Genomic DNA, 26672 nt, shown 5'->3' on the forward strand with positions numbered 1-26672 from the left:
GGGCGGCGAGGTCGTCGTGGGTCAGCCGCCCGGGGCGGTCGGTGCGGTAGACGTGGGCGAGGCCACCGGAGACGGCGACCAGCAGGCGGGCGGCAGGTGCGCCACCGCCCGCGCCACCGCCCGCGCCACCGCCCGCGCCACCGTCGGGGGTGCCGCCGGCGCGGCGTCGGGGCCGCTCGGCCACCGACCGGGTCGCCCGGGTCAGGGCGCGCCCGGAGCCCGTCGCGCCGGCCAGGAGCATGCTCGCCGGCACCCACATCTCCTCCGACCACGTGGCCCGGTCGGCGGGGCTGCGGGGGTCGGGGGCGGCCGCGCCCTGTCCGGCGTGCGCGTCGGCGAGCTCGAGCACGACGTCCTCCAGGGTCCGGCCGGTGAGCTGGAGGAAGGTCGTGCCCTGGGCCTGCCCGTGGTCGGAGACGACGGCCAGCTCGTAGCGCCGGCCGACCTCGCCGCAGACCTGGTCGAGGAACTGCAGCACGCGGTCGAGGTTCTCCAGGGTGCGCATCGACTCCGGCCGGGTGGGCCCGGCGTGGTGGGCGACCTCGTCGTAGTCGACGAAGTCGACGAACACCACCGGGGTCCCGCGGGTGAGCTGCTCGGTGACGACGGCGAGGTTGAGGTCGCGCAGCACCACGGTGGTCAGCCCGCGCAGCAGCAGGAAGGCGCCGCCGCGCCCGACCCGGGGCCGCACGTCGCGCGTGCGCTGGCGGCGGGCCTGGTGCCACTCGGTCACCACCTGCCCGCCGAGCAGGGTCAGCGAGCGCAGGAAGCCGCTGCGCAGCGCCATGTAGGAGGCGGCGCCGCGGTCGGAGCCGGGCAGGCGGCCGTCGCTGATGGTCAGCACCGAGGTGGGCGCGTCGCCGGAGAAGAGGTTGGACACGCTCGCGCCGTCGTCGGCGAGCAGGCCGCGGCCGTCGGACATCGCCGCCTCCACCTCGGCGGCGTCGACGGGGCGGCTGGCCGTGAGCAGCCGCCCGCGGCCCTTGTCCCACCAGCGGAAGCCCGGCACCGCGGTCACGTCGCCGTGCAGCAGCACGGCCTGGCCGGCGGGGGTGGTCGCCGGCACGCCGGTGTGCCAGCCGCGCATGCGGTGGCTGCCCGAGCGCAGCCAGCGCGACACCGTGGGCAGCGCCCCCGCGGTGATCGCCTGGCGCAGCAGCGGCTCGCTGACCCCGTCGAGCTGCACCACGAGCAGGCCCGGTCCCTCGCTCCCGGCGCGGCGCGTACGACGCACGGCGCGGCCCAGGAGCTGGCCCAGGAACGCCTCGTCGGAGCTGGCGTCGAAGAGCCAGTTGACCGCCGCGGCCGCGACCGCCGCCGCCCAGGCGGCGAGCACGACCTGGCCGGCGCTGAAGGGCTCCACGGTCGGCACCAGGGCGAGGGCGATGCCGAGCACTACGGCCTGGGCCAGGAAGCCGGCGAGCAGCAGGCCCACCACGCCGGTCAGCACGGTGAGACGGGTGATCAGCGGACGCACGAGCGCCCCGACGGCGAGCACGCCGACGGCCAGCGCCGCCACCGACTCCGCGCCGCGGGTCACCTGGGTGCCGGGCAGCAGCCACAGGCTCGCGGTGAGGGCCAGGAAGGAGGTGGCGAAGGACCGCAGCGACCCGCGCAGCCAGCGCCACGAGGGGCGGAACGCCGCCAGCTGGCGTCGCACCAGCAGCCACTGGCGCGACCGGAGGGCCGGCGCCGGCGGGGAGGTCGTCACCGCGTCACCGTAGCCAGCCCCGGCGAGCGTCCGGTCACACGGCGCCCGACCCGGGGCCCGTCGGGCACGGGGCTCGCCCGGCACGGGGGTGCCGCGGGGTGCGGCGGGGTGCGGCATCGACGGCCCTCCGCTCGCAGGCGCCTCCCACCGGGCCTGCGCGCGCCCCCCGGATCGAGGGCCGCCGATGTCAGGGCCATGCCCGGTGACGCGTCACCTACACCTGCGGCCCGGACTGGTCCAGACCGGTGGCGGGGCGCGGGAGGGTCGCCACCACGGCGATCCCGTCGACGTCGTCGTCGCGCACCACAGTGGCCCGCAGCCCGGCCCCCCGTGCGAGGGCCAGCGCCGTCCCGACCTGGCCCGCGCCCACCTCGACCACGAGGGCGCCGCCCGGGCGCAGCCACCGGTGGGCCTCGGCGAGCAGGCGCCGGTGCAGCACCAGGCCGTCGTCGCCACCGTCGAGGGCGGCGCGCGGCTCGTGGAGCCGGGCCTCGGGCGGGAGGGTGGCCAGGGCGGCGGTCGGCACGTAGGGCGCGTTGGCGACCGCCACGTCCACCGCGCCGCGCAGCCGCTCGGGCACCGCGGCCCAGAGGTCGCCCTGGTGGACCCGCGGGCCCTCGGGGCCGTCGGGCAGGTTGAGCCGGGCGCAGGCGACGGCGACCGGGTCGAGGTCGGCGGCGTGCACCACCAGGTCGGGGCGGCGCGCGAGGAGCGCGGCGCCGACGGCGCCGGTGCCGCAGCACAGGTCGACCACCGTCGCCCCCGGTCGCAGGCGGGCCTCCGCGGCGCGCACCAGCGCGGCCGAGCGCCGCCGCGGCACGAAGACCCCGGGGGTCACCACCACACGGGTGCCGGCGAGCTCGGCCCAGCCGACCACGACCTCCAGCGGCCGGCCCGCCACCCGCTCGGCGACCATCCGCTCCAGCGTCCCCGGGTCGGGGGATCCCTCGGCCGCGGCGCGCAGGAGGCTCGCCTCCTCCTCGGCGTAGACGCAGCCGGCGGCACGCAGCCGCGGCACTAGCGGGTCGTCCACACTCCCATCCTGCCCGAGCGGTCCCGGCGTAGGGTCCGCCTCGTGCCCCCCACACCCGCTCCGACCCCAGGTGAGACCCCAGGCCGGACCACAGGCCGGACCGCAGGCCGGACCGCGGGGCCGGGCACGTCGACGGCCCACGCGGTCTCACCCGACTCCGGCGAGCACTGGTCGGCCGAGGGCGCCTGGCCGGTGGCCGACGGGCTCCACCGGATCCCGCTCCCGCTGCCGAACGACGGGCTGCGGGCGGTCAACGTCTACGCCCTCGAGACCGACGACGGGTTGACCCTCGTCGACGGCGGCTGGGCCCTCCCGGCGGCCCGCGCGGTGCTCGAGCGCTCGCTGGCGCGGATCGGCGCGGGCGTCGGCGACGTGCGCCGCTTCCTGGTGACCCACGTGCACCGCGACCACTACACGCTCGCCTCGCAGCTGGCCGGCGAGACCGGCGCCCACGTGTCCCTCGGGATCGGCGACAAGCCGGCGCTCGACCTCTTCCACAGCGACGCCTGGCCCGGGCGCAGCCCGTTCCCCGACGTGCTGCGCACCGCCGGCGCCCACGGGGTCGCCGAGCGGTGGGAGGAGCACGCCCGCAGCCAGGAGGAGTTCGACCTGGGCCACTGGTCCTACCCCGACGCCTGGCTCGAGGGCGACCACCGTCTCGAGGTCGGCACCCGCACGCTCGAGGCCGTGCACACCCCCGGCCACACGCCGGGCCACTACGTCTTCGCCGACCGGGCCGCCGGCCTGCTGCTCTCGGGCGACCACGTGCTGCCCACGATCACCCCGTCGATCGGCTTCACCGTGCCGGTCGTGGCCTCGCCGCTGGGCGACTTCATGGCCTCCCTGGCACGGGTGCGCGAGCTGCCCGACCTGCGGGTCCTGCCCGCCCACGGCCCCGTCGCCCCCTCCTCCCACGCCCGGGTCGACGCCCTGCTGGCCCACCACGAGCACCGGCTCGCGCTGTGCCTCGAGGCGCTGCGCGGCGGGTCCGTCAGCGCCGCCGACGTCGCCGCCGTGCTGCCCTGGACCCGGCACGACCACGCCTGGGCGAGCCTCGACGTCTTCAACCAGGGCATGGCCGCGATGGAGACCAAGGCCCACCTCGACCTCCTCGTCGCGCGCGAGCAGGTCGACGCCAACCCCGACCCCGCCGGGGTGGTCTCCTACGCCGCCCGGCTTGGCTCGCCGACCGGCGGCGGCGAGAATGGCCCCGCGGGCGCCGGCACGGGCCCCGCCGACGACGGGGAGTGATTCGGTGGCCGAGCACGACGACCACGACGGCACCGGCGGCACCGGCGGCAGCAGCGCCCGGACGCCGGCCCAGGAGGAGTCGCACGAGGTGCGTCGCGCGGTGGCCACCGGCCTGGCCGCGCTGCTGGGCGTCGGGCTGGCGGTCGGCCTCGTGCTGGGCGGCGTCGCGCTCGCCGTGACCCGCGTCGCCGGCGTCGGCGACTCCGGCGCCACCAGCAGTGCCAGCGACACCGGCTCCCTCTACATCCCGCGCTTCGAGGACACCGGCGCCCCCGGCGGCCCCGAGATCACCCTCGGCGGCTCGGCCACCGCGTCGGCCACCCCCTCGCAGAGCCCGTCGCCGACGAGGAGCGAGAAGCCCGACGGCGACCTCACCCTCAACGCCGGGCAGACCTCCGTCGCCCCGATGGGCCAGATCGACCTCACCGGCGTCTTCCCCACCGGGGAGGGGGCGGTGCTGCAGGTGCAGCGCTTCGCCGGCGGCGGGTGGGAGGACTTCCCCGTCACCGCGGTGGTCAGCAACCAGACCTTCGCCACCTACGTGCAGACGAGCACGCCCGGGGTCAACCGCTTCCGGGTGCTCGACCCCGACAGCGGCAAGGCCTCCAACGAGGTCCGCGTCACCGTCGGCTGACGCCTCCCCGACGCTTCCCGACGCGCAGCACCCCGGACGCAGCAGCACCCCGGGCGCTCGGCGTCCGGGGTGCTGCTGCGTGCGGGTGGTGCCTCAGGCGGGCACGTAGTCGAACGTGTCCGGGTTCGGGCCGGTGCGCCCGTCCTCGCCCTTGTCGAGCCCGGCGATGGTGCTGACCTCGTCGGGGGTGAGGGCGAAGTCGAAGATCGCGAAGTTCTCCTCCATGCGCTCGCGCTTCATCGACTTGGGGAAGACGATGTCGCCGCGCTCGACGTGCCAGCGCAGGGTGACCTGCGAGGCGGTCTTGCCGTACTTCGCCGCGATCTCGCCGATGGTCGGGTCGTCGAGCACCGCGCCCTGCGCGATCGGCGACCAGGCCTCGACCTCGACGCCGTGGCGGATCGACGCGGCGCGGGCTTCCTCGTTGGTGAAGTAGGGGTGGACCTCGATCTGGTTCACCGCGGGCACCACGCCGGTCTCGGCCACGATGCGGTCGAGGTGGGCCGGCTGGAAGTTCGAGACGCCGACGGAGCGGGCCCGGCCGTCGGCCACGAAGGAGGCGAGGGTCTTCCAGGTCGAGACGTAGTCGCCGTCGTAGAGCGTCGGCAGCGGCCAGTGGATGAGGAAGAGGTCGATCTGCTCGAGGCCGAGCTTGTCGAGGGTCTCCTCGAAGGCGCGCTCGGCGTCGGCGGGCCGGTGGTAGCCGTTGTTGAGCTTGGAGGTGATGTAGAGCTCGCTGCGCGGGATGCTGGAGGCCTTGAGCGCCTCGCCGACCTCCTGCTCGTTCTGGTACATCTGCGCGGTGTCGATGTGGCGGTAGCCCACCTCGAGCGCGGTGGAGACGGTGTCGGCCGTCTGCTCCGGCGGCACCTGGTAGGTGCCGAAGCCGAGCTGCGGGATCGTCGTCTGGTTGTTCAGGGTGATCGTGGAAACGGTCATACGGGTCCTAGCGAGCGAGCGCCGCGGATCATTCCTGGTCTCACCCGATCGGGCGTCCCGACCGTGCGCGGTTGACCCGGCCGGAAGGATGGGAGCCGTGCACTACACCGACTACGACACCCGTCTGGCCGCCTACGCCGTGATCACCGACGACGCCGGGCACGTGCTGCTCGCGCTCTGGAACGAGGGCAGCCGTCGCCAGTGGACGCTGCCCGGCGGCGGGGTCGAGCTGCACGAGAGCGTCGAGCAGGGCGTGGTGCGCGAGGTCAAGGAGGAGAGCGGCTACGACGTCGAGCTCGGCGACCTGCTGGGCGTCGACACCTACGTCATCGGCCCCGAGCGCCGCCTCAACGGCTCGGGACGCCCGATGAAGGCCGTGCGCGCTCTCTTCGCCGCCCGCGTCGTCGGCGGCGAGCTGACCCACGAGCGCGACGGCAGCACCGACGAGGCGCGCTGGATCTCGGTGCACGAGGTGGGCGGACTCGACCGGGTCTCGGTCGTGGACATCGGGCTGCGGATGGCTGGTCTGCGCTGAGACGGCTGAGCCAAGTTGAGTCGATGAGACTCAACTAACTTGTCTGGGCGGCGCGGGCGACGCATCATGGAGTCATCGCCGGACGCAGCCCCTCGGGGCGCGGACGGCCCCACTCACCCGCAGCATCCCTAGATGGAGGTACCACCCATGGCACGAGCCGTTGGCATCGACCTCGGCACGACCAACAGCGTCGTGTCGGTCCTGGAGGGCGGCGAGCCCACCGTCATCGCGAACGCCGAGGGCGCCCGCACGACCCCGTCGGTCGTCGCGTTCGCCAAGAGCGGCGAGGTGCTCGTCGGCGAGGTCGCCAAGCGCCAGGCCGTCACGAACGTCGACCGCACCATCCGCTCGGTCAAGCGCCACATGGGCACCGACTGGAAGCAGAAGATCGACGACAAGGACTTCACGCCGCAGCAGATCAGCGCCTTCGTGCTGCAGAAGCTCAAGCGCGACGCCGAGGCCTACCTCGGTGAGACCGTCACCGACGCGGTGATCACGGTCCCGGCGTACTTCTCCGACGCCCAGCGCCAGGCCACCAAGGAGGCCGGCGAGATCGCGGGCCTCAACGTCAGCCGCATCGTCAACGAGCCCACCGCGGCCGCGCTGGCCTACGGCCTCGACAAGGGCGACGACCAGACGATCCTGGTCTTCGACCTCGGTGGCGGCACCTTCGACGTGTCGCTGCTCGAGATCGGCGAGGGCGTGGTCGAGGTCAAGGCGACCTCCGGTGACAACCACCTCGGTGGTGACGACTGGGACGCCCGCGTCGTCGACTGGATGGTCAAGAAGTTCAAGGACGGCAACGGCGTCGACCTCGCCGCCGACAAGATCGCCAAGCAGCGCCTGCAGGAGGCCGCGGAGAAGGCGAAGATCGAGCTCTCCTCCTCCAGCGAGACCACGATCCACCTGCCCTACATCACCCACGGCGAGTCGGGCCCGCTGCACTTCGAGGAGCGCCTGACGCGCTCGGAGTTCCAGAAGCTCACCGCCGACCTGCTCGAGCGCACCAAGACGCCGTTCCAGAACGTGCTCAAGGACGGTGGCGTCGCCGTCGACAAGATCGACCACGTGGTGCTCGTCGGCGGCTCGACCCGCATGCCGGCGGTCTCAGACGTCGTCAAGGAGCTGCTCGGCGGCAAGGAGCCCAACAAGGGCGTCAACCCCGACGAGGTCGTCGCCATCGGCGCCGCGCTCCAGGCCGGCGTGCTCAAGGGCGAGGTCAAGGACGTCCTGCTCCTCGACGTGACCCCGCTGTCGCTGGGCATCGAGACCAAGGGCGGCGTGATGACCAACCTCATCGAGCGCAACACCACCATCCCGACCAAGCGCTCGGAGATCTTCACCACCGCCGACGACAACCAGCCGTCGGTGGAGATCAAGGTCGCCCAGGGCGAGCGCCAGATGTGGGCGCAGAACCAGCCCCTCGGCAACTTCGAGCTGACCGGTCTCCCGCCGGCGCCGCGCGGCATCCCGAAGATCGAGGTCACCTTCGACATCGACGCCAACGGCATCGTGCACGTCTCGGCCAAGGACCAGGCCTCGGGCCGCGAGCAGTCGATGACGATCTCCGGCGGCTCCGCGCTCGGCAAGGACGACATCGACCGCATGGTCCGCGAGGCCGAGCAGTACGCCGAGGAGGACGCCAAGCGTCGCGAGGCCATCGAGGTCCGCAACCAGGCCGACCAGCTCGTCTACACCACCGAGAAGTTCCTCGGCGACAACGGCGACAAGATCCCCGACGACGTCAAGACCGAGGTGCAGGCCGACGTCGACGCGCTGAAGGCCACGCTGGAGAACTCCGAGGCCTCGGGCGAGGAGATCACCGCCGGCGTCACGAAGCTCAACGAGTCGAGCCAGAAGATGGGTGCGGCCATGTACGCCGCGGCCGAGGCCGACTCCGCCGCCGCCGGCGGGGCGACCGGCGCCACGGGCGAGGCCGACGACGACATCGTCGACGCCGAGGTCGTGGACGAGGACACCACCGGCTCCACCGAGGGTGAGTCCAAGTGACCTCAGCCCCCGGCGAGCAGCCGTCCGGCGAGCACCCCGAGGGCACCTCCGGGGCGGGGGAGCCGCAGCAGCCTGCGGCTTCCTCCCCCGAGGGGGCGTTCCCGGCGGAGGCGGCCGAGATGGCCAACGAGACCGAGGTCGAGGAGGAGCCCGTGAGCGGTGACAGCTCGCAGGACCCCACCGAGCCGACCGGCGCGGTGGGCGGTGACCCGGCCGACGACGAGCTGGCCCTGGCCCGCATGGAGTCGGCCGAGCGGCTCTCCGACCTGCAGCGGCTGCAGGCGGAGTTCCTCAACTACAAGCGCCGTGTCGAGCGCGACCGCGAGCTGATCAAGGAGAACGCGACCTACGCCGCGCTCGCCCCGATCACCGAGGTGCTCGACACCATCGACCGGGCCCGCGAGCACGAGCCGCTCGAGGGCGGCTTCAAGTCGGTGGCCGAGCAGCTCGAGCGGACCGTGGCCAACCTCGGCCTGATCCGCTTCGGCCAGCCCGGCGACGCCTTCGACCCGAGCCTGCACGAGGCCCTCTCCCACATCGGCGAGGACCCCGAGGTCGAGGTGACCACCTGCAAGGTGATCGCCAAGGCCGGCTACCGCATCGGCGACCGGGTCGTGCGCGCCGCCCAGGTGCTCGTGGCCGACCCGGCCGGCTGAGACCCGGTCAGCACCCTCACGACCAGCACCGGCACGACCAGCACCACCGAGACCAGAGAGGGGAGGTTCTCCCGTGAGTGACAACGGCTTCCGCGCCGACTGGGCGCAGAAGGACTTCTACGCCACGCTCGGCGTGACCAAGGACGCCGGGGCCGACCAGATCAAGAAGGCCTACCGGCGCCTGGCGCGGGAGAACCACCCCGACTCCAACCCCGGTGACACCGCCAAGCACGACCGCTTCAAGCAGGTGGCCGAGGCCTACGACGTCGTCGGCGACCCCGAGAAGCGGGCGAAGTACGACGAGATGCGCTCCCTCTACGGCAGCGGCGGCTTCGGCGGCGGCTTCGGTGGGGGAGGCACCTCCGGCGGTGCCGGCGGCTTCAACCTCGACGACCTGCTGCGCGACCGCGCCGGCGCCCCGGGCCAGGGCGGGCTCGGCGACATGTTCGGCGACCTCTTCCGCGGCGGCGGTGCCGGTGGCGGCCGCACCCGGCAGCGGGTGCGCGCCACCAAGGGCGGCGACGTCGAGACCACCGCCACCATCAGCTTCACCGACGCCCTCGACGGCGTGACGATCTCGCTGCGGCTCAGCTCCGACGCGCCCTGCGCGACCTGCTCCGGCACGGGCGGCAAGCCCGGCACCAAGCCCCACGTGTGCCCCGAGTGCGAGGGCGCCGGCTTCGTGGTGGCCTCGGTGGGCGGGGCCTTCTCGATGAACGAGACCTGCCCGGCCTGCCACGGCCGCCAGCTGCTCTACGACGACCCGTGCCCGACCTGCCATGGCAGTGGTCGCGGCCAGTCCTCGCGCACCATCCAGGCCCGGATCCCCGCGGGGGTCAAGGACGGCCAGCGCATCCGCCTGCGCGGCAAGGGCGGCGCGGGGGAGCACGGCGGCCCGGCCGGGGACCTCTACGTCACCGTCAAGGTCTCCGGGCACCGCCTCTTCGGCCGCAAGGGCGACAACCTCACCCTCGACGTGCCGGTCTCCTTCGACGAGCTCGCCCTCGGCGCTGACGTGCGGATCCCGACGCTGGCGGGCACGCCGGTCACCCTCAAGGTGCCGGCCGGCACCCCCAACGGGCGCACCTTCCGCGTGCGCGGCAAGGGCGCGCGCAAGAGCGACGGCACGTCGGGCGACCTGCTGGCCACCGTCGAGGTGCAGGTGCCGGCCGTGCTCGACGCCACCGCGCGCGAGGCGGTGGAGGCCTACCGCGCCGCCACGGCCGGCAGGCCGCTGCGCGCCAACCTCTTCGAGCAGGCCGGGTGACCCCATGGCCCAGCGCGACCCCTTCGAGCCGTCCTACGACGCGGCCGTCTACGTCATCTCCGTCGCCGCGGAGCTGACGGGCCTGCACCCGCAGACCCTGCGCACCTACGAGCGCATGGGCCTGATCACGCCGGGGCGCACCGGCGGCGGGGGACGTCGATACTCCCACCGCGACATCGAGCTGCTGCGGGTGATCTCCGAGCTCACCTCGGCCGGCATCGGGATCGAGGGCGTGCGCCGGATCCTCGACCTGGAGAACCACGTGGCCGCGCTGACCGCGCGCAACGCCGAGCTGGCCGACGAGCTCGACCGCACCCGGGCCGCGCTCCAGCAGGCGCTCACCGCGCGGCGGGCCGACGCCTCGGCCCCCGCGCTGCCCAACAAGCTGCCGGTGCTGCGACGACCCGACCCGGGCCAGTCGCTCGTGGTGTGGCGCCGCGGCCGCGGCTGAGCCGCTCGCGGGCGGGGAGCGTGACGCGGAACACCCGTCCACCGACGGGGGCGGGGCGCTAGTCTTCGGCCACCACCCGGCCGGACGGCCGGGCACGAAGGGGTGCTCAGGGTGCAGTGGTTGCTCGACGTGCTGGCCGCGTGGGCCGACGACGTCAAGTGGGTCCACTTCCTGACGATCCCGGTCTTCACCGGCGTCATCGGCTGGCTCATCAACTGGTCGGGGCTGTGGATGCTCTTCAGCCCCGTGCGCTTCCACGGCGTGCGCGTGCCGGGCATGCGCGAGCTGGTCTCGGTGCTGCCGCGCAAGGTGCAGGAGGTGCCGGGGCTGCTCCAGGGCGGCCTGGGCTGGCAGGGGATCATCCCGGCGCGTGCGGCCAAGATGGGCAGCATCGCCGTCGACAAGGCCATCGCCAAGCTCGGCACCCCGGCGGAGTTCTACCAGCAGCTGGAGCCCGACCAGATCGCCGAGCACATCGTCACCGTCTTCCGCCCCGAGCTGCCCGAGCTCGTCGACGGGGTGATGCGCCGCGAGCACCCGCGCCTGTGGCGCGACCTGCCCGGGCCGGTGCGGCGTGCGGTGGTCGAGCGGGTCGACGCCCAGCTGCCGACCGTGGTGGGGCGGGTGACCACCGAGATCGGCACCCACATCGACCAGTTGCTCGACCCCAAGATCATGGTGATCGACCACTTCCGCGACAACCCCTCGCTGGTGGTGCGGATCTTCCGCGACTTCGGCCAGCGCGAGCTCAACCTCATGGTCACCTTCGGCTTCGTCTTCGGCTTCCTGCTCGGCATCCCCGTGGCGGTGGTCGACTCGATCTTCGGCCTGTGGTGGCTGCTGCCGGTGCTCGGCGTCGTGGTCGGCTGGATCACCAACGCGCTGGGCATGTGGCTGATCTTCGAGCCCCCGGAGCCGCGTCGCATCCTGGGCGTCAGGGTCCACGGGCTCTTCCCGCGCCGCCAGCCGGAGGCCGCGGAGGTCTACGCCCGCATCATCGCCGACGACGTCATCACCCTCGAGCGCATCGGCGACTTCCTGCTCGACGGCCCCCGCGGCGACCGCACGCGGGCGATGCTGGCCACCGCCCTGCGCCCGGCCATCGACCTCGCGGTCGGGCCGGCGCGCGGCGCGGTGCGGGTCGCGGTGGGCAGCGACCGCTTCGACACGATCCGCGACTCGGTGGCCCAGGACCTCGTGGGCCGCACGCTCACGCCCTTCCGTGACAAGGACTTCAGCGCGCGCCAGGCCGAGAAGATCCGGGTGCTGGTGGCGCGCCGCACCAAGGAGCTGCCGCCGCGCGACTTCGTCGAGATGATGCGGGCGGCCATCAAGGAGGACGAGTGGATGCTCTACGCCCACGGCGCCATCATGGGGCTCGCAGGCGGCTTCCTGCACCTGTGGATCTTCGGAGTGGGGTGAGGGTGTGAGCGACACCGCCGACAGGCGAGCAGGCGACAGGCGCGGGGCAGCGGGCGAGCCGCCCGCGCTGCCGCCGTACGTCGCCCCGGGCCCGGCCGCCCGCGACGGTCAGGGCCTCACCGGTCGCCTGGCGCCGGCCGTCGAGGCGCTGCCCGGGCTGGGCCGGGTGGCCGCCTCGGCCGCCTGGCACACGACCGGCTGGGGGGTACGCACCTCGGCGCGCACGAGTCGACGCTTCCTGCGCGCGGTGCGCGACCCCGACGAGGCCGCGGCGCTGGCCAAGGACGCCACGCAGGCCGCCACCGTGGTCAGCGACCTGACCCGCTCGGTGTCGTCGGGCACCCCGATCGGCAAGGCGCTGGCGCACGCGGCCGAGGCCTTCGGCGAGATCGTCGAGAGCGAGCCGGTGGTCACCGGCCAGGTCGTCTCCTACGGCGGCCACGCCACGCGCCGCGACGAGGCGCCGCCGCCCCTGAGCCTGCGCGAGCAGGGCGCCCGGCTGCTCGAGCGCTCCCGCGACGTGTGGGAGACCGAGTCCTCGCACCCGGCCTACGGGCGGATCCTCGGCGAGGTGGCCCCCGACGAGGCGCGCATCCTGCTGCTGCTCCTGCGCGGCGGGCCGCAGCCCAGCGTCGACGTGCGCACCGGCGGGCCGATCGGCATGGTCAACAGCCAGCTCATCGCGCCGGGGCTGACCATGATCGGCGGGCGGGCGGGGTGCCGCTACCTCGACCAGGTGCCGGCCTACCTCAACAACCTCTTCCGCCTCGGGCTGGTGTGGTTCAGCCGGGAGGCCCTGCGCGACCCGATGGACTACCAGGTGCTGGAGGCCCAGCCCGACGTGCTCGAGGCGGTGCACTCGGTGCGCTTCGCCAAGGTCGTGCGGCGCAGCATCCACCTCACGCCCTTCGGCGAGGACTTCTGCCGCACCTGCCTGGTCGACGAGGAGTCGGCCGCGGTGGAGTTCCCCGCCCACGCCACGCCGCCGGAGTCGGAGGCCGGCGACACGCCCCGCGCGGTCACCCCCGAGGGCTGAGCAGGACGTCGATGCGCGCGAGCACCACGCGCAGCGACGTGCCCTTCTCGATGTAGCCGTCGGCGCCGAGGTCGAGCGCGCGCTGCGCCATCTGGTCGGCACCGTGGGCCGACAGCACCACGATGGTGCTGTCCGGGCTGGTGCGGCGCAGGTGGGGGAGGGCCTCGAGGCCGTCCATGACGGGCATGGACAGGTCGAGGACCACGAGGTCGGGCTGGTGCCGCCCGACGACCTCGATGCCGGCTCGGCCGTCGCCGGCCTCGCCCACCACGTCGTGGCCGTGGCCGCTCAGGCACAGGTCCTACGGTCTGGGCCATGGTTCTTCACCTAGCCTCGCGTCCTGCCGGTGACACCGGAGCCGAGCCGCACCGGTGGGACCCTGGAGGGCGACGACTACGCCCAGCTGCTCGAGCAGGCCCAGGCCGGCGTGCCGGAGGGTCATGTGCTGCTGCACGTGCGCGTGGAGCGCTGAGGGTGGCCCGCGACCTGGGGCACCGCACCGAGCCGGACCTGGCTCGTCGACCACGCGGCGGGGACTTCCCCCAACCCAGCGACAACCCCTCCAAGCACGTCATGGTGATGAGCGATGGGGAGTGGATGCTCGGGCTGCTGGTGGAGTGGCGCAACCAACCCGGACGCGGCTGGGAGGGCTACGTGGCCTACGGCGCTCGTGGTGCCGGCCGCTGAACGAGGGTCCAGTGGTGGGCCTCGACGGTGTCGTCGTCGGCTGGTCGGTGGGCGGCGTGCAGCTGCATGGGCGGGACGGTACGCCCGGGCACCGACGCGCGGTCAGTCGTCGTCGCGGTCGGCCCGTACTCCCGGTCGCACTCCTCGAGAACCTGGCGCAGCAGTTCCAAACTGTCGACCGGCTCAGGCCAGGCGGCCCTCTTGATGTTCTGGTTGCTGCGGACTCGCGCCTGTCGGAACCCGTGCAACATCTCGGCGGCCGCGGTCCCGGTCCCAAGGTCACGACGCGACGCTCGGGCGGAAAGGCGCCGATCATGACGGGCGCTGCGTGCGGCTTCATCCGGGCAAAGTCGGCCCGACGATTGTCACCGCCTGTGGCACGCTGGAGCAATGGAGCAAAGGCCGAGATCAATAATCCCCGTGGACGAGCGGGATAGCGCTTGGGAGGACGACAGTCCACGCTTTCGCGTCTACGTCCAGACGGCTGTCGATGGACAGGAGTCAGCCAGCACAACAACCTACGATCTCACGGGGTATGACTTCGTGGAGGTGCTCGATTGGGCGCGCGGGCGCGCGGCTATCGATGAGGTGTTTGCAATCGCTCTAGTTGTGGATGATGACACGCTGGAAAGCGTCCAACCGAGAACGGGTCGCGGTCTCGTCTGGCTACAGGGCCACGATCGCAACTCTCGATAACAGAACCCCGGCCCGCGACGAGGCCGCGGGCCGAGGTTCAGGTTACTTGCAGCTCAACTGCATTTTTGGGGGGACACCGTGTTGGATCGAACGCTGCCTGTACTGCTCGAGGGCCCCGCATTGAGCGTGAGAAACGCCGCTGCGTAGTAGCGATCCGACAACTTGCATACGATGCCGGGCAGTGAATCGGCGGAAACATAAACAGTGTCAGCTGCGAGGGGGCCGACCGGTCGGCTCTGGTTATTGGAAGCTCGCGGCACGTAGGGTCCCGTGGTGCCGGGCGCAAAGCGGTACAAGTTCGCGTTGACGCCGAGGGTTCCAGAGATGTTGCCGGTGCATGTGTAGCGGATCTTGGCGATGACCCCTGGGGCACCCGACGAATAGTGCGGGTTGTTGGCCGTAACGTTGCACACAAGAGACCCGGCGGCGGGGAGGGTCAGTCCATCGGTGGGCATCTCAACCGTCAGTGTCGCATCCGGCGCGATGCCGTCGGCTCCCGCCGCATCGGATTCGTTCGCCGTCAGATTGAGAGCCGACCCGGAGAGTTCCGTATCCCCGTCGGCAACCGCCGGAGAAGCCGCGCCCAGAATCGAGGCCCCGGGGAGGAGAACCACTAAAGGGTGGGGTCGCGGCCGTCAGGTCGCGGCGATCGCGCGGCGGGGCCGGCGCCGTGGTCTTGGGCCTCGTTGCTCGAGGCGTGGGTGGCAGCGCGAAGGGCCCGGCGCCCCACCTTTTCCCAGATGGTGAGTGCCGGGCCCTTCGGTTCGCCGGCGTGACACCAGAGTCGGGCCGGCGGGCTTCGGTGGTCTGGGAGTTACAGACTCACAGACTTTCGGAGTTCGTCCTCGGTAGCTCCCTCGATTTGGTCGGCGTGCTGGAGGAGGAGGTCGATGCCGATCCGGATCAAGGTGTTGTCGGTGATGCGTTCTGCGCCGGCGCCGCGCCGGGAGCGCATGAGGCGGCGACTGAGGGTGGCAAGCGCCTCGGCCTGGTCATCACGGATCCGGGCCTCCTTGCGGGTGAGGCTGAGGTAGCGCGGTAGGTCCGACTCCCCCACTCCGGCAGCACCCTCGCCCGCGCGGCGGGCCGGGGTGTCGCGCGGGGTGTCCTTGGTTTCGGCGGCGTCGGGGCTCGTGTTGCGGTTGGTTCGAGTCTTGCCAGGAGCCGCCCCCGGGCGAGTCGTCGGTGCAGCCGCAGCATGTAGCGCACGTCGTCGGTGTCCTCGACGATCACGGTCCTCACCGGCGCCACGGTGTCCTCCTGGCCCGGGTCCTCCGGGCATCGGCCCCTCCCGGCGAGACTAGGAGCGGCGCCCCGACGCCGCGTAGGCCGTCCGGTCACCCCGCCCCGGCGGGCCGGGGCACGACGACTCCGAAGTTGAGTGGAACAGACTCAACTTCTTGTACGTTGAGCAGGTGACGTCCACCGGTGGTGGACACCGCACCTGGACACCGGGACCCGCAGGAGACAGACATGAGCCAGTTCGGCGCCGACAAGTTCACCACTCGCAGCCGCGAGGCCATCGAGGCCGCGCAGCTCTCCGCCACCACGGCCGGCAACAGCGTCACCGAGCCGGTCCACCTCCTCGTGGCGCTGCTGCGCCAGGGCGACGGCGTGACCCGCAGCCTGGTCACCAAGGCCGGGGTCGACGCCGCGGCGCTGACCTCGACCGCCGAGGGCGTGATGGCCGCGCTGCCGAAGGCGAGCGGGGCCACGGTCCAGCAGCCGGCCGCCTCCGCCGCGCTCACCCGGGTGCTGGCCGGTGCGCTCGACCTGGCCGCGGGCATGAAGGACGACTACGTCGCCACCGAGCACCTGCTGGTGGCGCTGGCCGGCACCGAGAGCCCGGCGCAGAAGGTGCTCCTCGACGCCGGCCTCAGCGAGGCCGGGCTGCGCGAGGGCCTCGGCGCGGTGCGCGGCAGCCGCCGGGTCACCAGCCAGGACGCGGAGTCGACGTACGAGGCGCTGGAGAAGTACTCCGTCGACCTCACCGCGCTGGCCGAGGAGGGCGGGCTCGACCCCGTCATCGGGCGCGACGCGGAGATCCGCCGCGTCGTGCAGGTGTTGAGCCGGCGCACCAAGAACAACCCCGTGCTCATCGGCGAGCCCGGCGTGGGCAAGACCGCCGTGGTCGAGGGCCTGGCCCAGCGCGTGGTCGCGGGCGACGTGCCCGACTCGCTCAAGGGCCGCCGGGTGCTCAGCCTCGACCTGGCCGCGATGGTGGCCGGTGCGAAGTACCGCGGCGAGTTCGAGGAGCGGCTCAAGGCCGTGCTCGAGGAGATCAAGGACGCCGGCGGGCAGGTCATCACGTTCATCGACGAGCTGCACACGGTGGTCGGCGCGGGCGCCGGCGGCGACTCGGCCATGGACGCCGGCAACATGCTCAAGCCGATGCTGGCGCGCGGCGAGCTGCACATGATCGGCGCCACCACCCTCGACGAGTACCGCGAGCGGATCGAGAAGGACCCCGCCCTCGAGCGCCGCTTCCAGCAGGTGCTGGTGGGCGAGCCCAGCGTCGAGGACACCATCCAGATCCTGCGCGGCATCCAGGAGAAGTACGAGGCCCACCACGGCGTGCGCATCACCGACGCCGCGCTGGTCGCCGCGGCCACCCTGTCCGACCGCTACATCACCGGGCGCCAGCTGCCCGACAAGGCCATCGACCTCATCGACGAGGCCGCCTCGCGGCTGCGCATGGAGATCGAGTCCAGCCCGGAGGAGATCGACCGGCTGCGCCGGCGCGTGGAGCGGCTCAAGATGGAGGAGTTCGCGCTGGCCAAGGAGAGCGACGAGGCCTCGGTCGAGCGGCTGGCCCGGCTGCGCGCCGACCTCGCCGACCACGAGGAGGAGCTGCGCGGCCTCGAGGCGCGCTGGGAGCAGGAGAAGGCGACGCTGGAGGACGAGGGCGAGCTGCGCCGGCGCCTCGACGCGGTGCGGGTGCACGCCGACAAGCTGATGCGCGAGGGACGTCTCGACGAGGCCAGCGAGATCCTCTACGGCCAGATCCCCGCGCTGGAGAAGTCGCTGGCCCAGGCGGCCGCCACCGCCCAGCGCAGCGCCGACGGCAGCGAGGGCCCGCAGCTGGAGCCCCTGGTCGGCGAGGAGGTCGGCGCCGAGCAGATCGCCGACGTCGTGGAGGCCTGGACCGGCATCCCCACCGGCCGCATGCTCCAGGGCGAGACGGCCAAGCTGCTCGAGATGGAGGCGGTCATCGGCGAGCGCCTCATCGGCCAGCGCGAGGCGGTCGGCGCGGTCAGCGACGCCGTACGCCGCTCCCGCGCCGGCATCGCCGACCCCCACCGGCCCACCGGCAGCTTCCTCTTCCTCGGCCCCACCGGCACCGGCAAGACCGAGCTCGCCAAGGCGCTGGCCGACTTCCTCTTCGACGACGAGCGCGCGATCGTGCGCATCGACATGAGCGAGTACTCCGAGAAGCACGCGGTCTCGCGGCTGGTCGGTGCGCCTCCGGGCTACGTCGGCTACGACGAGGGCGGCCAGCTCACCGAGGCGGTGCGCCGCCGGCCCTACTCCGTCGTGCTGCTCGACGAGGTCGAGAAGGCCCACCCCGAGGTCTTCGACATCCTGCTCCAGGTGCTCGACGACGGCCGGCTCACCGACGGCCAGGGCCGCACCGTCGACTTCCGCAACACGCTGCTGATCCTCACCAGCAACCTGGGCTCGCAGCACCTGGTCGACCCGCTGCTCGACCCCGAGAAGCGACGCGAGTCGGTGCTCGCGGTGGTGCGGGCCTCCTTCAAGCCCGAGTTCCTCAACCGGCTCGACGAGATCGTGCTCTTCGACGCCCTCACCAAGGACGAGCTGACCCACATCGTCGACCTGCAGCTGGCGCTGCTGGAGAAGCGGCTGGCCGTGCGCCGGATCGCGATCGAGGTCAGCGACGAGGCCCGCACGTGGCTGGCCGAGACCGGCTACGACCCGGCCTACGGCGCCCGGCCGCTGCGGCGGCTGATCCAGACCGCGATCGGCGACCCGCTGGCCCGGCTGCTCATCGGCGGCGAGGTCGTCGACGGTGGCCGGGTGCGGGTCGAGGTCGGCGACGACGGGCTGGTGCTGGTCACCGGCTGAGCCGGGCGGCCCGGGCGGCCCTGTCGGCTCACCCGGCCCCGGGCCCGTCCGGCCCGGGGCCGCTGGGCGCGGTCTGGGAGGATGACGCCATGAGCGAGGCCACCCCCACCCGCCCCCGGCAGGTGACGATCGCCGGCTGGCTCATCATCGTCGGCTCCGTCGTCGTCGTGCTGGCGGTCTACGACCAGATCACCCGGCTGACGTCGCTGGAGACCCGGGAGACGATCGAGACCTTCCTCGGCGAGCCTCCCGGCGACGGGCTGGGACTGGAGACCACCGACGTCGTCGCGCTGCTGCGCGTCACCGGCATGGTCACCGGAGCCTGCGCGGCGGCCGCGGCGGTGCTCGGCTGGTCGGTGCTCCAGCGCTCCAAGCCGGCGCGCCTCGCGCTGGCCGTGCTCGCGGTGCCGCTCTTCCTCGGCGGGCTGGTCAGCGGGGGCTTCACCTCCTCCCTGGTCGCGGTGGCCGCGCTGCTGCTGTGGCTCCAGCCCGCGCGCGACTGGTTCGACGGGGTCACCCCGCGCCAGCGCGACGACGAGCGCGCGGCGGCCGACCGGGCCGCCGACCGGGCCGCGGGTCGCACCACGCCGCCGGGTGGATCCGACGGGCCCGCGCCCGGTGGGTGGCCGCCGGCGTACCCGCCCGTCGGCTCGCCGCAGGACCGGTCCTCGGGCCAGACGCCGGGTCCGGGGGCGGAGGCGCCCGCCCCCCGGAGCGGGCCGCAGGTCGACGGGGAGCAGGGCCAGCCGGCGCCGTGGACCGGCTTCGGGTCGGCGGCGGCCTCGCGCCCCGACCAGCAGGCCCGGCCCGACCAGCGGGTCGCGCCCTTCGTCGGCCACCCCGCGTCGGCACGCCCGTTGCGGCGGCCCTCGGCGGTGGTGTGGGCGTGCTCGCTGACCTGGGCCTTCAGCGGCCTGGTCGCGCTCGGCATGGTGCTGACCGCCGCGGTCATCGCGGCCGCGCCGGACATGCTCTTCGACGAGGTCTACCGGCAGAACCCCGCCCTCGCCGACGCCGACCTCAGCCGCTCCGACCTCACCACGGCGGTCTACGCCATGGCCGGGGTCGTCGTGGTGTGGGCGGTGGTCGCGACCGTCGTGGCCGTGCTCGCCTTCCGCGGCAGCAACGGCGGACGCCTCGGGCTGGTCGTCTCCTCGGCCCTGGCCGCCGGCCTCTTCCTGGTCACCGCGGTCACCAGCCTGGTGATGGCGCTGCCGCTGGCGGCCTGCGTGGCCACCGTGGTGCTGCTGTCGCGCCCCGAGGTGCGCCGGTGGTACGCCGAGCGGCGCACGGCCGGCCGCGCCCGGCCCTGAGCCTGCGGGCGGGTCCGGCGGGGTGCGCTCGCGGGTGAGCCCGGCCGGGCGCGCGGCGTGGGAGCATGCCGCCATGAGCGACCAGTACCCGCCCTCCGGACCCACCCCCTCCGGTCAGGACCCCTACGGCCAGCAGCAGCCGAACCCCTACGGCCAGCCGCAGCAGGGTCAGAACCCTTACGGCCAGCCGCAGCCGCCGGAGAACCCGTACGGCCAGCCGCAGCAGGGCCAGAACCCCTACGGGCAGCCCCAGCAGGGCCAGAACCCCTACGGCCAGCCCGGCTACGGCCAGCAGCCCGACGCCTACGGCAGCACGCCCTACGGCACCCAGCCCTACGGGGCCGGCCCCTACGGCTCGGCCACCGACCCTGACAAGCGGCCCGGCCGCGTCACCATCGCCGCGGTGATCGCCCTCGTGCTCTCGGCGCTCGTGGCGCTGGTCTTCGGCTTCGTGACCGTCGCCGTGGCCGCCGCCCGCGACCAGATCGTCGACGAGCTCGAGCGCGAGCTGCGCAACCAGCCCGGCGCGGCCGACCTCTCGCCCGACGCGCTGGCCACGGCGGTGCTCGTCGTGTCGCTGGTCGTGGCCGTGTGGGCGGTGCTGGGCATCGTGTTCGCGGTGATGACGCTGCGCCGCTCCAAGGCCGGCCGGATCCTGCTGGTGATCTCCTCGGTCCTCACCGCGGTCGTCAGCCTGCTCGCGATCGGCTCCCTGGTCTCGGTGGTGACGCTGGCGGCCTCGATCGCGGTCGTGGTCATGGTCTTCACCGGCGGAGCCAACGACTGGTTCGCCCGCCGCGGCGCCACTCCCGCGCAGTACTGAGTCCCGCGCCGGCGCCGGCGCCGGCGGCGGCCCGGGTCAGCGGGTCAGGTCGGCGGTGCCGAGCCGGGCGAGGCCCTCGGTGACCACGTCGGTGGGCTTGCAGAAGGCCCACCGCACGAGGTGCCGCCCGGCCTCGGGGTCGTCGTAGAAGCCCTGGAGGGGCACCGCGACGACCCCGGCCCGCTCGGGCAGCGCCAGGCAGAGCTCGAGGCCGTCGCGCCAGCCGAGGTGGGCGGTGTCGGTGAGGGCGAAGTAGGTGCCCTCCGGCACCCGCGGGTCGAGCCCGAGGCCGCGCAGACCCGCGCACAGCAGGTCGCGGCGCTGCTGGAGTTCGGCGGCCAGGCGACGCGGGAAGTCGGGCTCGTGGTCGAGGGCGTGGGCCACGGCGGGCTGCAGCGGCGCTCCCGAGGTGAAGGTCAGCCACTGCTTGGCGGCCAGCACGGCGCCGACCAGGTCGGCCGGCCCGGTGGCCCAGCCGACCTTCCACCCGGTGAACGACCACGACTTGCCCGCGCTGGAGAGCGTGAGGGTCCGCTCGGCCATGCCGGGCAGCGTCGCGAGCGGCACGTGCTCGTGGTCGTCGAAGACGAGGTGCTCGTAGACCTCGTCGGTGACCACGACGAGGTCGTGCGCGAGCGCCACGTCGGCGACGACCTGGAGCTCGGCGCGGGTCAGCACGGTGCCGGTGGGGTTGTGCGGGGAGTTCAGCAGCAGCAGGCGCGTGCGCGGCGTGACCGCGGCCCGCAGCGCGTCGGCGTCGAGGCGGAAGTCGGGGGCGCGCAGGGTGACGCCCCGGCGCACCCCGCCGGCCATCTGCACCATGGCGTCGTAGGAGTCGTAGGACGGCTCGAGGAGCACCACCTCGTCGCCCGGGTCGAGCAGGCCCAGCAGCGCGGCCGCGACGCCCTCGGTGGCGCCCGTGGTGACGACGACCTCGGTGTCGGGGTCGAGCTCGATGCCGTAGTGGCGCGCCTGGTGGCGGGCCACCGCCTGCCGCAGCGCCGGCACGCCGGGGCCCGGGGCGTACTGGTTGGCGCCCGCGCCCAGCGCCTCCACCGCCCGCGCGATCACCTCGGGCGGGCCGTCGACGTCGGGGAAGCCCTGGCCGAGGTTGACCGATCCCGTGCGTGCGGCGAGGGCCGACATCTCGGAGAAGATCGTCGGGGCGATCCCGTGGAGGCGGCGGGCGAGACGGGTGCGGGCCATGGCCGCCACGCTAGCCGCGGCCCCGGCACGGTTGAATGGGCCCCGTGAGCCAGACCCCGCACGAGACCGACGCGACCCTCGCCGCCGACATCGACGCCTGCTGCCGCCTCAGCGGCACCTTCACGCTGCGCTCGGGCCAGACGGCCTCGGAGTACTTCGACAAGTACCTCTTCGAGTCCGACCCCGCGCTGCTGGCCCGCGTGGCCCGGCAGATGGTCGGCCTGCTGCCCGACGACACCGAGCTGCTCGGCGGCCTCGAGCTCGGCGGCGTGCCGATCGCGACGACCGTCTCGGGCCTCACCGGCCACCGCGCGCTCTTCGTGCGCAAGCAGGCCAAGGAGTACGGCACCTGCAAGCTCGCCGAGGGCCCCGACGTCGCCGGGCGCCGGGTGACGCTCATCGAGGACGTCATCACCACCGGGGGCGCGGTGCGCGACGCCACGCGGGCGCTGCGCGAGGCCGGCGCGGTCGTCGAGGTCGTCGTGTGCGCCATCGACCGCAGCCCGGCGGGGGAGAACCCGCTCGCCGACGTCGGACTCGAGGTGCGCCCCGTGCTCACCAAGGCCCAGCTCGACGCCGCCCGGGGCTGACCCGGGCTGACACCGGGCTGACCGCGGCCCTCCCACAGGCGACCCTCAGGGGCGCCCTCTACCCTGCGAGCATGCCGCTCACCCCGCTGACCGCCGTGCTCTCGGCCTCCGACGCCACCGGCGCCGACCTGACCGGGTTCGCCGGCTGGGCCGTCGACGTGATGGAGAGGCTGGGGGTGGTCGGCGCGGGCGCGCTGATCGCGCTGGAGAACCTCTTCCCGCCGCTGCCGAGCGAGATCGTGCTGCCGCTGGCCGGCTTCACCGCCAGCCGGGGCGACTTCGGGCTGGTCGAGGCGATCGTGTGGACCACCGTCGGCTCGGTGCTCGGGGCACTGGTGCTCTACGGCCTGGGTGCCGTCTTCGGCCGCGACCGCGTCTTCCGGCTGTGGAAGATGCTGCCGCTGGTCGACGAGAACGACTTCCTGCGCACCGAGGCGTGGTTCGGCCGCCACGGCCGCAAAGCCGTCTTCTTCGGGCGCATGGTGCCGATCTTCCGCAGCCTCATCTCCATCCCCGCCGGCGTCGAGCGGATGCCGCTGTGGCAGTTCCTGGCGCTGACCACGCTCGGGTCGCTGATCTGGAACTCCGTCTTCGTGGTCGCCGGCTTCCAGCTCGGCGAGCAGTGGCAGGAGGTCGAGCCGGTCGTGGCCTACCTGCAGTACGCCGTGATCGCGGCGGTCGCGCTCCTCGTGGCGTGGTTCGTCATCCGCAAGGTGCGCGGGCGCCGGGTCAGCGCGGGCTGAGCCCGCGCCCGGCCCCCGTCCCGGCGTCGTGGGCGGCCTCGGCGCGCGAGTGGCGGCGCGAGCGCCACCACTCCAGGGCGATCGGCACGGCGGTGAAGAGCAGGATGGCGAAGATCGCCAGGTCGATGTTGTCCTCCAGCCACGGCACCCGCTCGCCGAGGACGTAGCCGAGCACGGTGATCGAGAGCACCCACGCGACACCGCCGACGAGGCTCCACAGGTAGAACGTCGCCCGAGACATCAGCGTGATGCCGGCGACGACCGTGACGTAGGTGCGCACGAAGGCGACGAAGCGCCCCGCGACCAGCGCCTTCTTGCCGTGGCGGTGGAAGAACATCTCGGTGTGGTCGAGGTGCTTCTTCTTGAGGATCCGTCCGTCGTGCTCGCGCAGGGGCGGCCCGAGGCGGCGCCCGATCTCGTAGCCCACGACGTTGCCCAGCCAGGCCGCCGCGGTGAGCAGGGCCAGCGCGATCGCCAGCTCCACGGGCGGGGAGAAGGGGAAGAGGTCGAGCTGCCCGGTGGCGATGAAGATGCCGGTGGCGAAGAGCAGGCTGTCGCCGGGCAGGAACGGGAAGAACAGCCCGCACTCGACGAAGACGATCAGCAGGCTCAGCCAGAACAGCGCGCTCCCGAACTCCGCGAGCAGCCACTGGGGGTCCATGAGGTCGATGCCCAGGAACTGCGCCGACAGCAGCGGCGACGGCGCCGACGAGAGCATCGACGAGAGCAGCGGCGACACGGCGGTGGTCACCCGACGAGCGTACTCGCCGGACTGCCGGTGGGACCGGCGGGTGAGGAGGGCTCTCAGGCGCGGCGTCGGGGTCGGTGGCGGCGGGGCCTAGGCTGCGCCGCGTGGAGCAGCAGCCGGGGGAGCGGGCCGACCGGGCCGACGAGGCCGACCGGCGGGCGCCGTACGACCCCATGCCCCACGGACCGGCCGAGGTCGGGGTCGGCCCCTGGGAGGGGCCCTGGCCCGAGGGCCCCGGGTCGGAGGTCTACGACGCCGAGCTGCTGGCCGCCGGCGACCGGCGCAACGTCGTCGACCGCTACCGGTACTGGTCGGTGGCCGCGATCGTCGCCGACCTCGACACCCGCCGCCACGACTTCCACGTCGCCATCGAGAACTGGCAGCACGACGTCAACATCGGCGCGGTCGTGCGCACCGCCAACGCGTTCCTGGCCGCCGAGGTGCACATCGTGGGCCAGCGGCGGTGGAACCGCCGCGGCGCGATGGTGACCGACCGCTACCAGCACCTGCGCCACCACCCGACCGCGGAGGACCTCGCGGCCCACCTGGCCGGCCTGCCCGGCGGTCCGGTGCCACTGCTGGGCATCGACAACCTGCCCGGCTCGCAGCACCTCGAGACGACGGCCGTGCCGCGTCGGGCCTGCTTCCTCTTCGGCCAGGAGGGTCCGGGCCTCTCCGAGGGTGCGCGGGCGGCCTGCGACGGCACGTTCTCGATCGCGCAGTTCGGCTCCACCCGCTCCATCAACGCCTCGGCCGCCGCCGCGATCGCCATGCACGCGTGGGTGCGCACCCACGCCGACCTCGCCGCCGAGGACGCCTGGCGCGGCTAGCGCGTCGAGGACCGCACGGGCCGGCAGCCCGCGTCGTCGCACACGCGCTCGGCGCGTCCGCGCGACAGCGTCTGCGCCAGGCCCAGCGTCCAGCAGGTCGGGCACCCGCGCCACGACACCACGGCCAGCGGCAGGAGCAGCAGCCACCACGCGCTCTGGCCCGCGAGGCCCAGCCCGGCGACGGCCAGCACCAGCCCGACCACGCCGCGCACGACGTGCTCGGCCACCGAGCCGCTGGCGAAGAGCTCGCGCACCGGGTCGTCCTCGGGCGCGCGGGTGGTGGTGGTCACCGCCTCAGCCTAGGCGCCCCGTGGTCGAGGAGGAGCGCTCAGGCGGTGACGTCGCGGACGACGCGGTGGTGCACCAGCTCGGTGAGCAGCTCGCGGGCCGGGAGGTCGGTCAGCAGGTAGGCGCGGCCGGGGAGCCCGCCGAGGAACGAGCCGGGGGTGAAGGTCACCGCGTTCTCCACCCGGCACACCGACCCGTCGGGGCCCGTCAGCGGGGTGACGGTGGTGCGCCAGGTGACCAGACCCGGTGCGCGCACCGCGGCGTCGAGCACCAGCCGGTGGCCGGTGGTCCCGCCCGAGCCGTGCGGGCCGGCGGCGACCACGCGCCAGAAGCCGGCCGTGTCGCCCGCGCGCAGCTGCGGGTGCTCGGGCACCGGCCAGCGGCGGCCCCGGCCCAGGGTGAGCCGGTCGATCGCCCCGCGGACGGCGAAGGGAGCGGCGTCGACGTACCACCGCTCGGCGGCGCCGGCCGCGGTGACCGCGCGCCAGGCGTGCTCGGCGCTGACCGGCAGGTCGCTGGCCCGGGTGGTGGTGCGCAGGGTGCTCCGTCGGTGCATGGGACCGAGGCTACGGGTGACCCGCACGGTCTAGGGTGGGCGGCGTCGCAGCCAGACCCCGCCCGAGGAGACCCGCCGTGCCCATCGCCACCCCCGAGATCTACGCCCAGATGCTCGACACCGCCAAGGAGCGGGGCTTCGCCTTCCCAGCGATCAACGTGTCGTCGTCGCAGACGCTCAACGCCGCGCTCAAGGGCTTCGCCGACGCCGGGTCCGACGGCATCATCCAGGTCTCGACCGGCGGTGCGGAGTACCTCTCGGGCCCCTCGGTGAAGAACATGGTGACCGGCTCGGTCGCCTTCGCGGCCTACGCCGCCGAGGTCGCCAAGGCCTACCCCGTCAACATCGCGCTGCACACCGACCACTGCCCGAAGGACAAGCTCGACGGCTTCGTGCGCCCGCTGCTCGACCTCTCCGCCGAGCGGGTCAAGGGTGGCCAGCTGCCGCTGTTCCAGTCGCACATGTGGGACGGCAGCGCCGTGCCGCTGGAGGAGAACCTCGTCATCGCCGAGGAGCTGCTCGCCAAGGCCGCCGCGGCCCACATCATCCTCGAAGTCGAGATCGGTGTCGTCGGCGGCGAGGAGGACGGCGTCGCCAACGAGATCAACGAGCAGCTCTACACCACGCCCGAGGACGCCCTCGCCACGATCGAGGCCCTCGGCGCCGGCGAGAAGGGTCGCTACATGACCGCCCTGACCTTCGGCAACGTCCACGGCGTCTACAAGCCGGGCAACGTCAAGCTGCGCCCCGAGATCCTCAAGGCCGCGCAGGAGGCCGTCGCGCAGAAGCTGGGCCTCGCCGCCGACGCCAAGCCCTTCGACCTGGTCTTCCACGGCGGCTCCGGTTCCTCGGCCGAGGAGATCGGCGCGGCCGTCGACTACGGCGTGGTGAAGATGAACGTCGACACCGACACCCAGTACGCCTTCACCCGCCCCGTCGCCGCCCACATGTTCAGCAACTACGACGGCGTGCTCAAGGTCGACGGCGAGGTCGGCAACAAGAAGGCCTACGACCCCCGTGCCTGGGGCAAGGCCGCCGAGGCGGGCATGGCCGCCCGCATCGTCGAGGCCTGCGAGCACCTGCGCTCCTCCGGCAAGGCCGTCTCCTGACCTGCGCTGACCTGCGCTGACCTGCGCTGACGCGTTCGGCGCCCGACGACGC

27 protein-coding genes are annotated in these 26672 nt (G+C 73.5%); 17 read left to right on the forward strand and 10 right to left on the reverse strand.

Annotated features, from left to right (window positions below):
- Together LPA27_RS16315 and LPA27_RS16320 are read right to left on the reverse strand one after the other, a co-directional pair.
- The coding region (locus LPA27_RS16315) for a phage holin family protein (RefSeq protein WP_228943117.1) at positions 1-1711 on the reverse strand (1711 nt) is incomplete at its 3' end.
- 214 nt (positions 1712-1925) lie between these two features.
- Entirely contained in the window at positions 1926-2744 is an 819-nt protein-coding gene (locus LPA27_RS16320) for a putative protein N(5)-glutamine methyltransferase (protein ID WP_228943118.1), read from the reverse strand.
- A gap of 192 nt (positions 2745-2936) precedes the next feature.
- Between LPA27_RS16320 and LPA27_RS16325 the strand changes: the two genes are divergently transcribed.
- Positions 2937-3995 carry an MBL fold metallo-hydrolase gene (locus tag LPA27_RS16325; RefSeq protein ID WP_228943119.1) on the forward strand — a complete coding sequence of 353 codons (1059 nt, stop codon included), beginning with the start codon at positions 2937-2939 and terminating at the stop codon, positions 3993-3995.
- 4 nt (positions 3996-3999) lie between these two features.
- Complete coding sequence (locus LPA27_RS16330; RefSeq protein WP_228943120.1) at positions 4000-4629, forward strand: hypothetical protein; 630 nt, start codon at positions 4000-4002, stop codon at positions 4627-4629.
- Between the two features lie 93 nt (positions 4630-4722).
- Here LPA27_RS16330 and LPA27_RS16335 read toward each other — a convergent pair whose 3' ends face one another.
- The gene (locus tag LPA27_RS16335) at positions 4723-5568 is read right to left on the reverse strand and encodes an aldo/keto reductase (RefSeq protein ID WP_228943121.1); all 846 of its coding nucleotides are present in this window, start codon (positions 5566-5568) and stop codon (positions 4723-4725) included.
- 97 nt (positions 5569-5665) lie between these two features.
- On the opposite strand from LPA27_RS16335, the gene LPA27_RS16340 reads away from it, so the two are divergent.
- From LPA27_RS16340 to LPA27_RS16370, 7 genes are all read left to right on the forward strand, one after another.
- Entirely contained in the window at positions 5666-6103 is a 438-nt protein-coding gene (locus tag LPA27_RS16340; protein WP_200918980.1) for an NUDIX hydrolase, read from the forward strand.
- Between the two features lie 147 nt (positions 6104-6250).
- A complete protein-coding gene (dnaK, locus tag LPA27_RS16345; protein ID WP_056863302.1) occupies positions 6251-8113 on the forward strand; it encodes a molecular chaperone DnaK in 1863 nt (620 codons plus the stop codon).
- Positions 8110-8769 carry a nucleotide exchange factor GrpE gene (gene grpE / locus LPA27_RS16350; RefSeq protein ID WP_228943122.1) on the forward strand — a complete coding sequence of 220 codons (660 nt, stop codon included), beginning with the start codon at positions 8110-8112 and terminating at the stop codon, positions 8767-8769. The genes dnaK and grpE overlap by 4 nt, the downstream gene beginning before the upstream one ends.
- 73 nt (positions 8770-8842) lie before the next feature.
- Complete coding sequence (gene dnaJ, locus LPA27_RS16355) at positions 8843-10036, forward strand: molecular chaperone DnaJ (protein ID WP_193665622.1); 1194 nt, start codon at positions 8843-8845, stop codon at positions 10034-10036.
- A gap of 4 nt (positions 10037-10040) precedes the next feature.
- The gene (locus LPA27_RS16360; protein WP_228943123.1) at positions 10041-10487 is read left to right on the forward strand and encodes a heat shock protein transcriptional repressor HspR; all 447 of its coding nucleotides are present in this window, start codon (positions 10041-10043) and stop codon (positions 10485-10487) included.
- Positions 10488-10598: 111 nt separating this feature from the next.
- Positions 10599-11909 (forward strand): hypothetical protein, encoded by a 1311-nt coding sequence (locus LPA27_RS16365; protein ID WP_056863306.1) that lies wholly within the window; start codon positions 10599-10601, stop codon positions 11907-11909.
- Between the two features lie 4 nt (positions 11910-11913).
- Positions 11914-12945 carry an Abi-alpha family protein gene (locus tag LPA27_RS16370; protein WP_228943124.1) on the forward strand — a complete coding sequence of 344 codons (1032 nt, stop codon included), beginning with the start codon at positions 11914-11916 and terminating at the stop codon, positions 12943-12945.
- Here the strand turns inward: LPA27_RS16370 and LPA27_RS16375 are convergent.
- Entirely contained in the window at positions 12929-13243 is a 315-nt protein-coding gene (locus LPA27_RS16375) for a response regulator transcription factor (RefSeq protein ID WP_324251272.1), read from the reverse strand. The genes LPA27_RS16370 and LPA27_RS16375 overlap by 17 nt on opposite strands.
- A gap of 48 nt (positions 13244-13291) precedes the next feature.
- On the opposite strand from LPA27_RS16375, the gene LPA27_RS19295 reads away from it, so the two are divergent.
- Positions 13292-13417 (forward strand): hypothetical protein, encoded by a 126-nt coding sequence (locus LPA27_RS19295; RefSeq protein ID WP_267477225.1) that lies wholly within the window; start codon positions 13292-13294, stop codon positions 13415-13417.
- Positions 13418-14381: 964 nt separating this feature from the next.
- Here the strand turns inward: LPA27_RS19295 and LPA27_RS16380 are convergent.
- Together LPA27_RS16380 and LPA27_RS16385 are read right to left on the reverse strand one after the other, a co-directional pair.
- Positions 14382-14942, reverse strand: a complete 561-nt coding sequence (locus LPA27_RS16380) for a hypothetical protein (protein WP_228943126.1) — start codon at positions 14940-14942, stop codon at positions 14382-14384.
- A gap of 200 nt (positions 14943-15142) precedes the next feature.
- Positions 15143-15385: a hypothetical protein gene (locus LPA27_RS16385; protein ID WP_056903315.1), complete on the reverse strand. Its 243-nt coding sequence runs from the start codon at positions 15383-15385 to the stop codon at positions 15143-15145.
- Between the two features lie 416 nt (positions 15386-15801).
- Between LPA27_RS16385 and clpB the strand changes: the two genes are divergently transcribed.
- From clpB to LPA27_RS16400, 3 genes are all read left to right on the forward strand, one after another.
- Complete coding sequence (clpB, locus tag LPA27_RS16390) at positions 15802-18414, forward strand: ATP-dependent chaperone ClpB (protein ID WP_228943127.1); 2613 nt, start codon at positions 15802-15804, stop codon at positions 18412-18414.
- Positions 18415-18503: 89 nt separating this feature from the next.
- The gene (locus LPA27_RS16395; RefSeq protein ID WP_228943128.1) at positions 18504-19727 is read left to right on the forward strand and encodes a hypothetical protein; all 1224 of its coding nucleotides are present in this window, start codon (positions 18504-18506) and stop codon (positions 19725-19727) included.
- 73 nt (positions 19728-19800) lie between these two features.
- Entirely contained in the window at positions 19801-20550 is a 750-nt protein-coding gene (locus LPA27_RS16400; protein ID WP_228943129.1) for a hypothetical protein, read from the forward strand.
- A gap of 36 nt (positions 20551-20586) precedes the next feature.
- On the opposite strand, the gene LPA27_RS16405 is transcribed toward LPA27_RS16400, so the two are convergent.
- Positions 20587-21756 (reverse strand): pyridoxal phosphate-dependent aminotransferase, encoded by a 1170-nt coding sequence (locus tag LPA27_RS16405; RefSeq protein WP_228943130.1) that lies wholly within the window; start codon positions 21754-21756, stop codon positions 20587-20589.
- 44 nt (positions 21757-21800) lie between these two features.
- Here LPA27_RS16405 and pyrE point away from each other — a divergent pair, with 44 nt between their 5' ends.
- The gene (pyrE, locus tag LPA27_RS16410) at positions 21801-22346 is read left to right on the forward strand and encodes an orotate phosphoribosyltransferase (protein WP_228943131.1); all 546 of its coding nucleotides are present in this window, start codon (positions 21801-21803) and stop codon (positions 22344-22346) included.
- Between the two features lie 71 nt (positions 22347-22417).
- The gene (locus LPA27_RS16415) at positions 22418-23089 is read left to right on the forward strand and encodes a DedA family protein (protein WP_082500094.1); all 672 of its coding nucleotides are present in this window, start codon (positions 22418-22420) and stop codon (positions 23087-23089) included.
- On the opposite strand, the gene LPA27_RS16420 is transcribed toward LPA27_RS16415, so the two are convergent.
- Positions 23076-23840: a DedA family protein gene (locus LPA27_RS16420; RefSeq protein WP_228943132.1), complete on the reverse strand. Its 765-nt coding sequence runs from the start codon at positions 23838-23840 to the stop codon at positions 23076-23078. The genes LPA27_RS16415 and LPA27_RS16420 overlap by 14 nt on opposite strands.
- A gap of 170 nt (positions 23841-24010) precedes the next feature.
- Between LPA27_RS16420 and LPA27_RS16425 the strand changes: the two genes are divergently transcribed.
- Positions 24011-24667, forward strand: coding sequence for a TrmH family RNA methyltransferase (locus LPA27_RS16425; protein WP_056863568.1), 657 nt, complete (start codon positions 24011-24013; stop codon positions 24665-24667).
- Here the strand turns inward: LPA27_RS16425 and LPA27_RS16430 are convergent.
- The gene (locus LPA27_RS16430) at positions 24664-24957 is read right to left on the reverse strand and encodes a hypothetical protein (protein WP_200920022.1); all 294 of its coding nucleotides are present in this window, start codon (positions 24955-24957) and stop codon (positions 24664-24666) included. The genes LPA27_RS16425 and LPA27_RS16430 overlap by 4 nt on opposite strands.
- 38 nt (positions 24958-24995) lie before the next feature.
- Complete coding sequence (locus LPA27_RS16435; RefSeq protein WP_056863315.1) at positions 24996-25511, reverse strand: DUF2867 domain-containing protein; 516 nt, start codon at positions 25509-25511, stop codon at positions 24996-24998.
- Positions 25512-25588: 77 nt separating this feature from the next.
- On the opposite strand from LPA27_RS16435, the gene fbaA reads away from it, so the two are divergent.
- Positions 25589-26620, forward strand: coding sequence for a class II fructose-bisphosphate aldolase (fbaA, locus tag LPA27_RS16440; protein ID WP_056863316.1), 1032 nt, complete (start codon positions 25589-25591; stop codon positions 26618-26620).
- The last annotated feature ends 52 nt before the right edge of the window (positions 26621-26672 follow it).

Origin of the sequence: Nocardioides sp. Leaf374, assembly GCF_916862475.1 — a bacterium.
Taxonomy (GTDB): domain Bacteria; phylum Actinomycetota; class Actinomycetes; order Propionibacteriales; family Nocardioidaceae; genus Nocardioides; species Nocardioides kribbensis.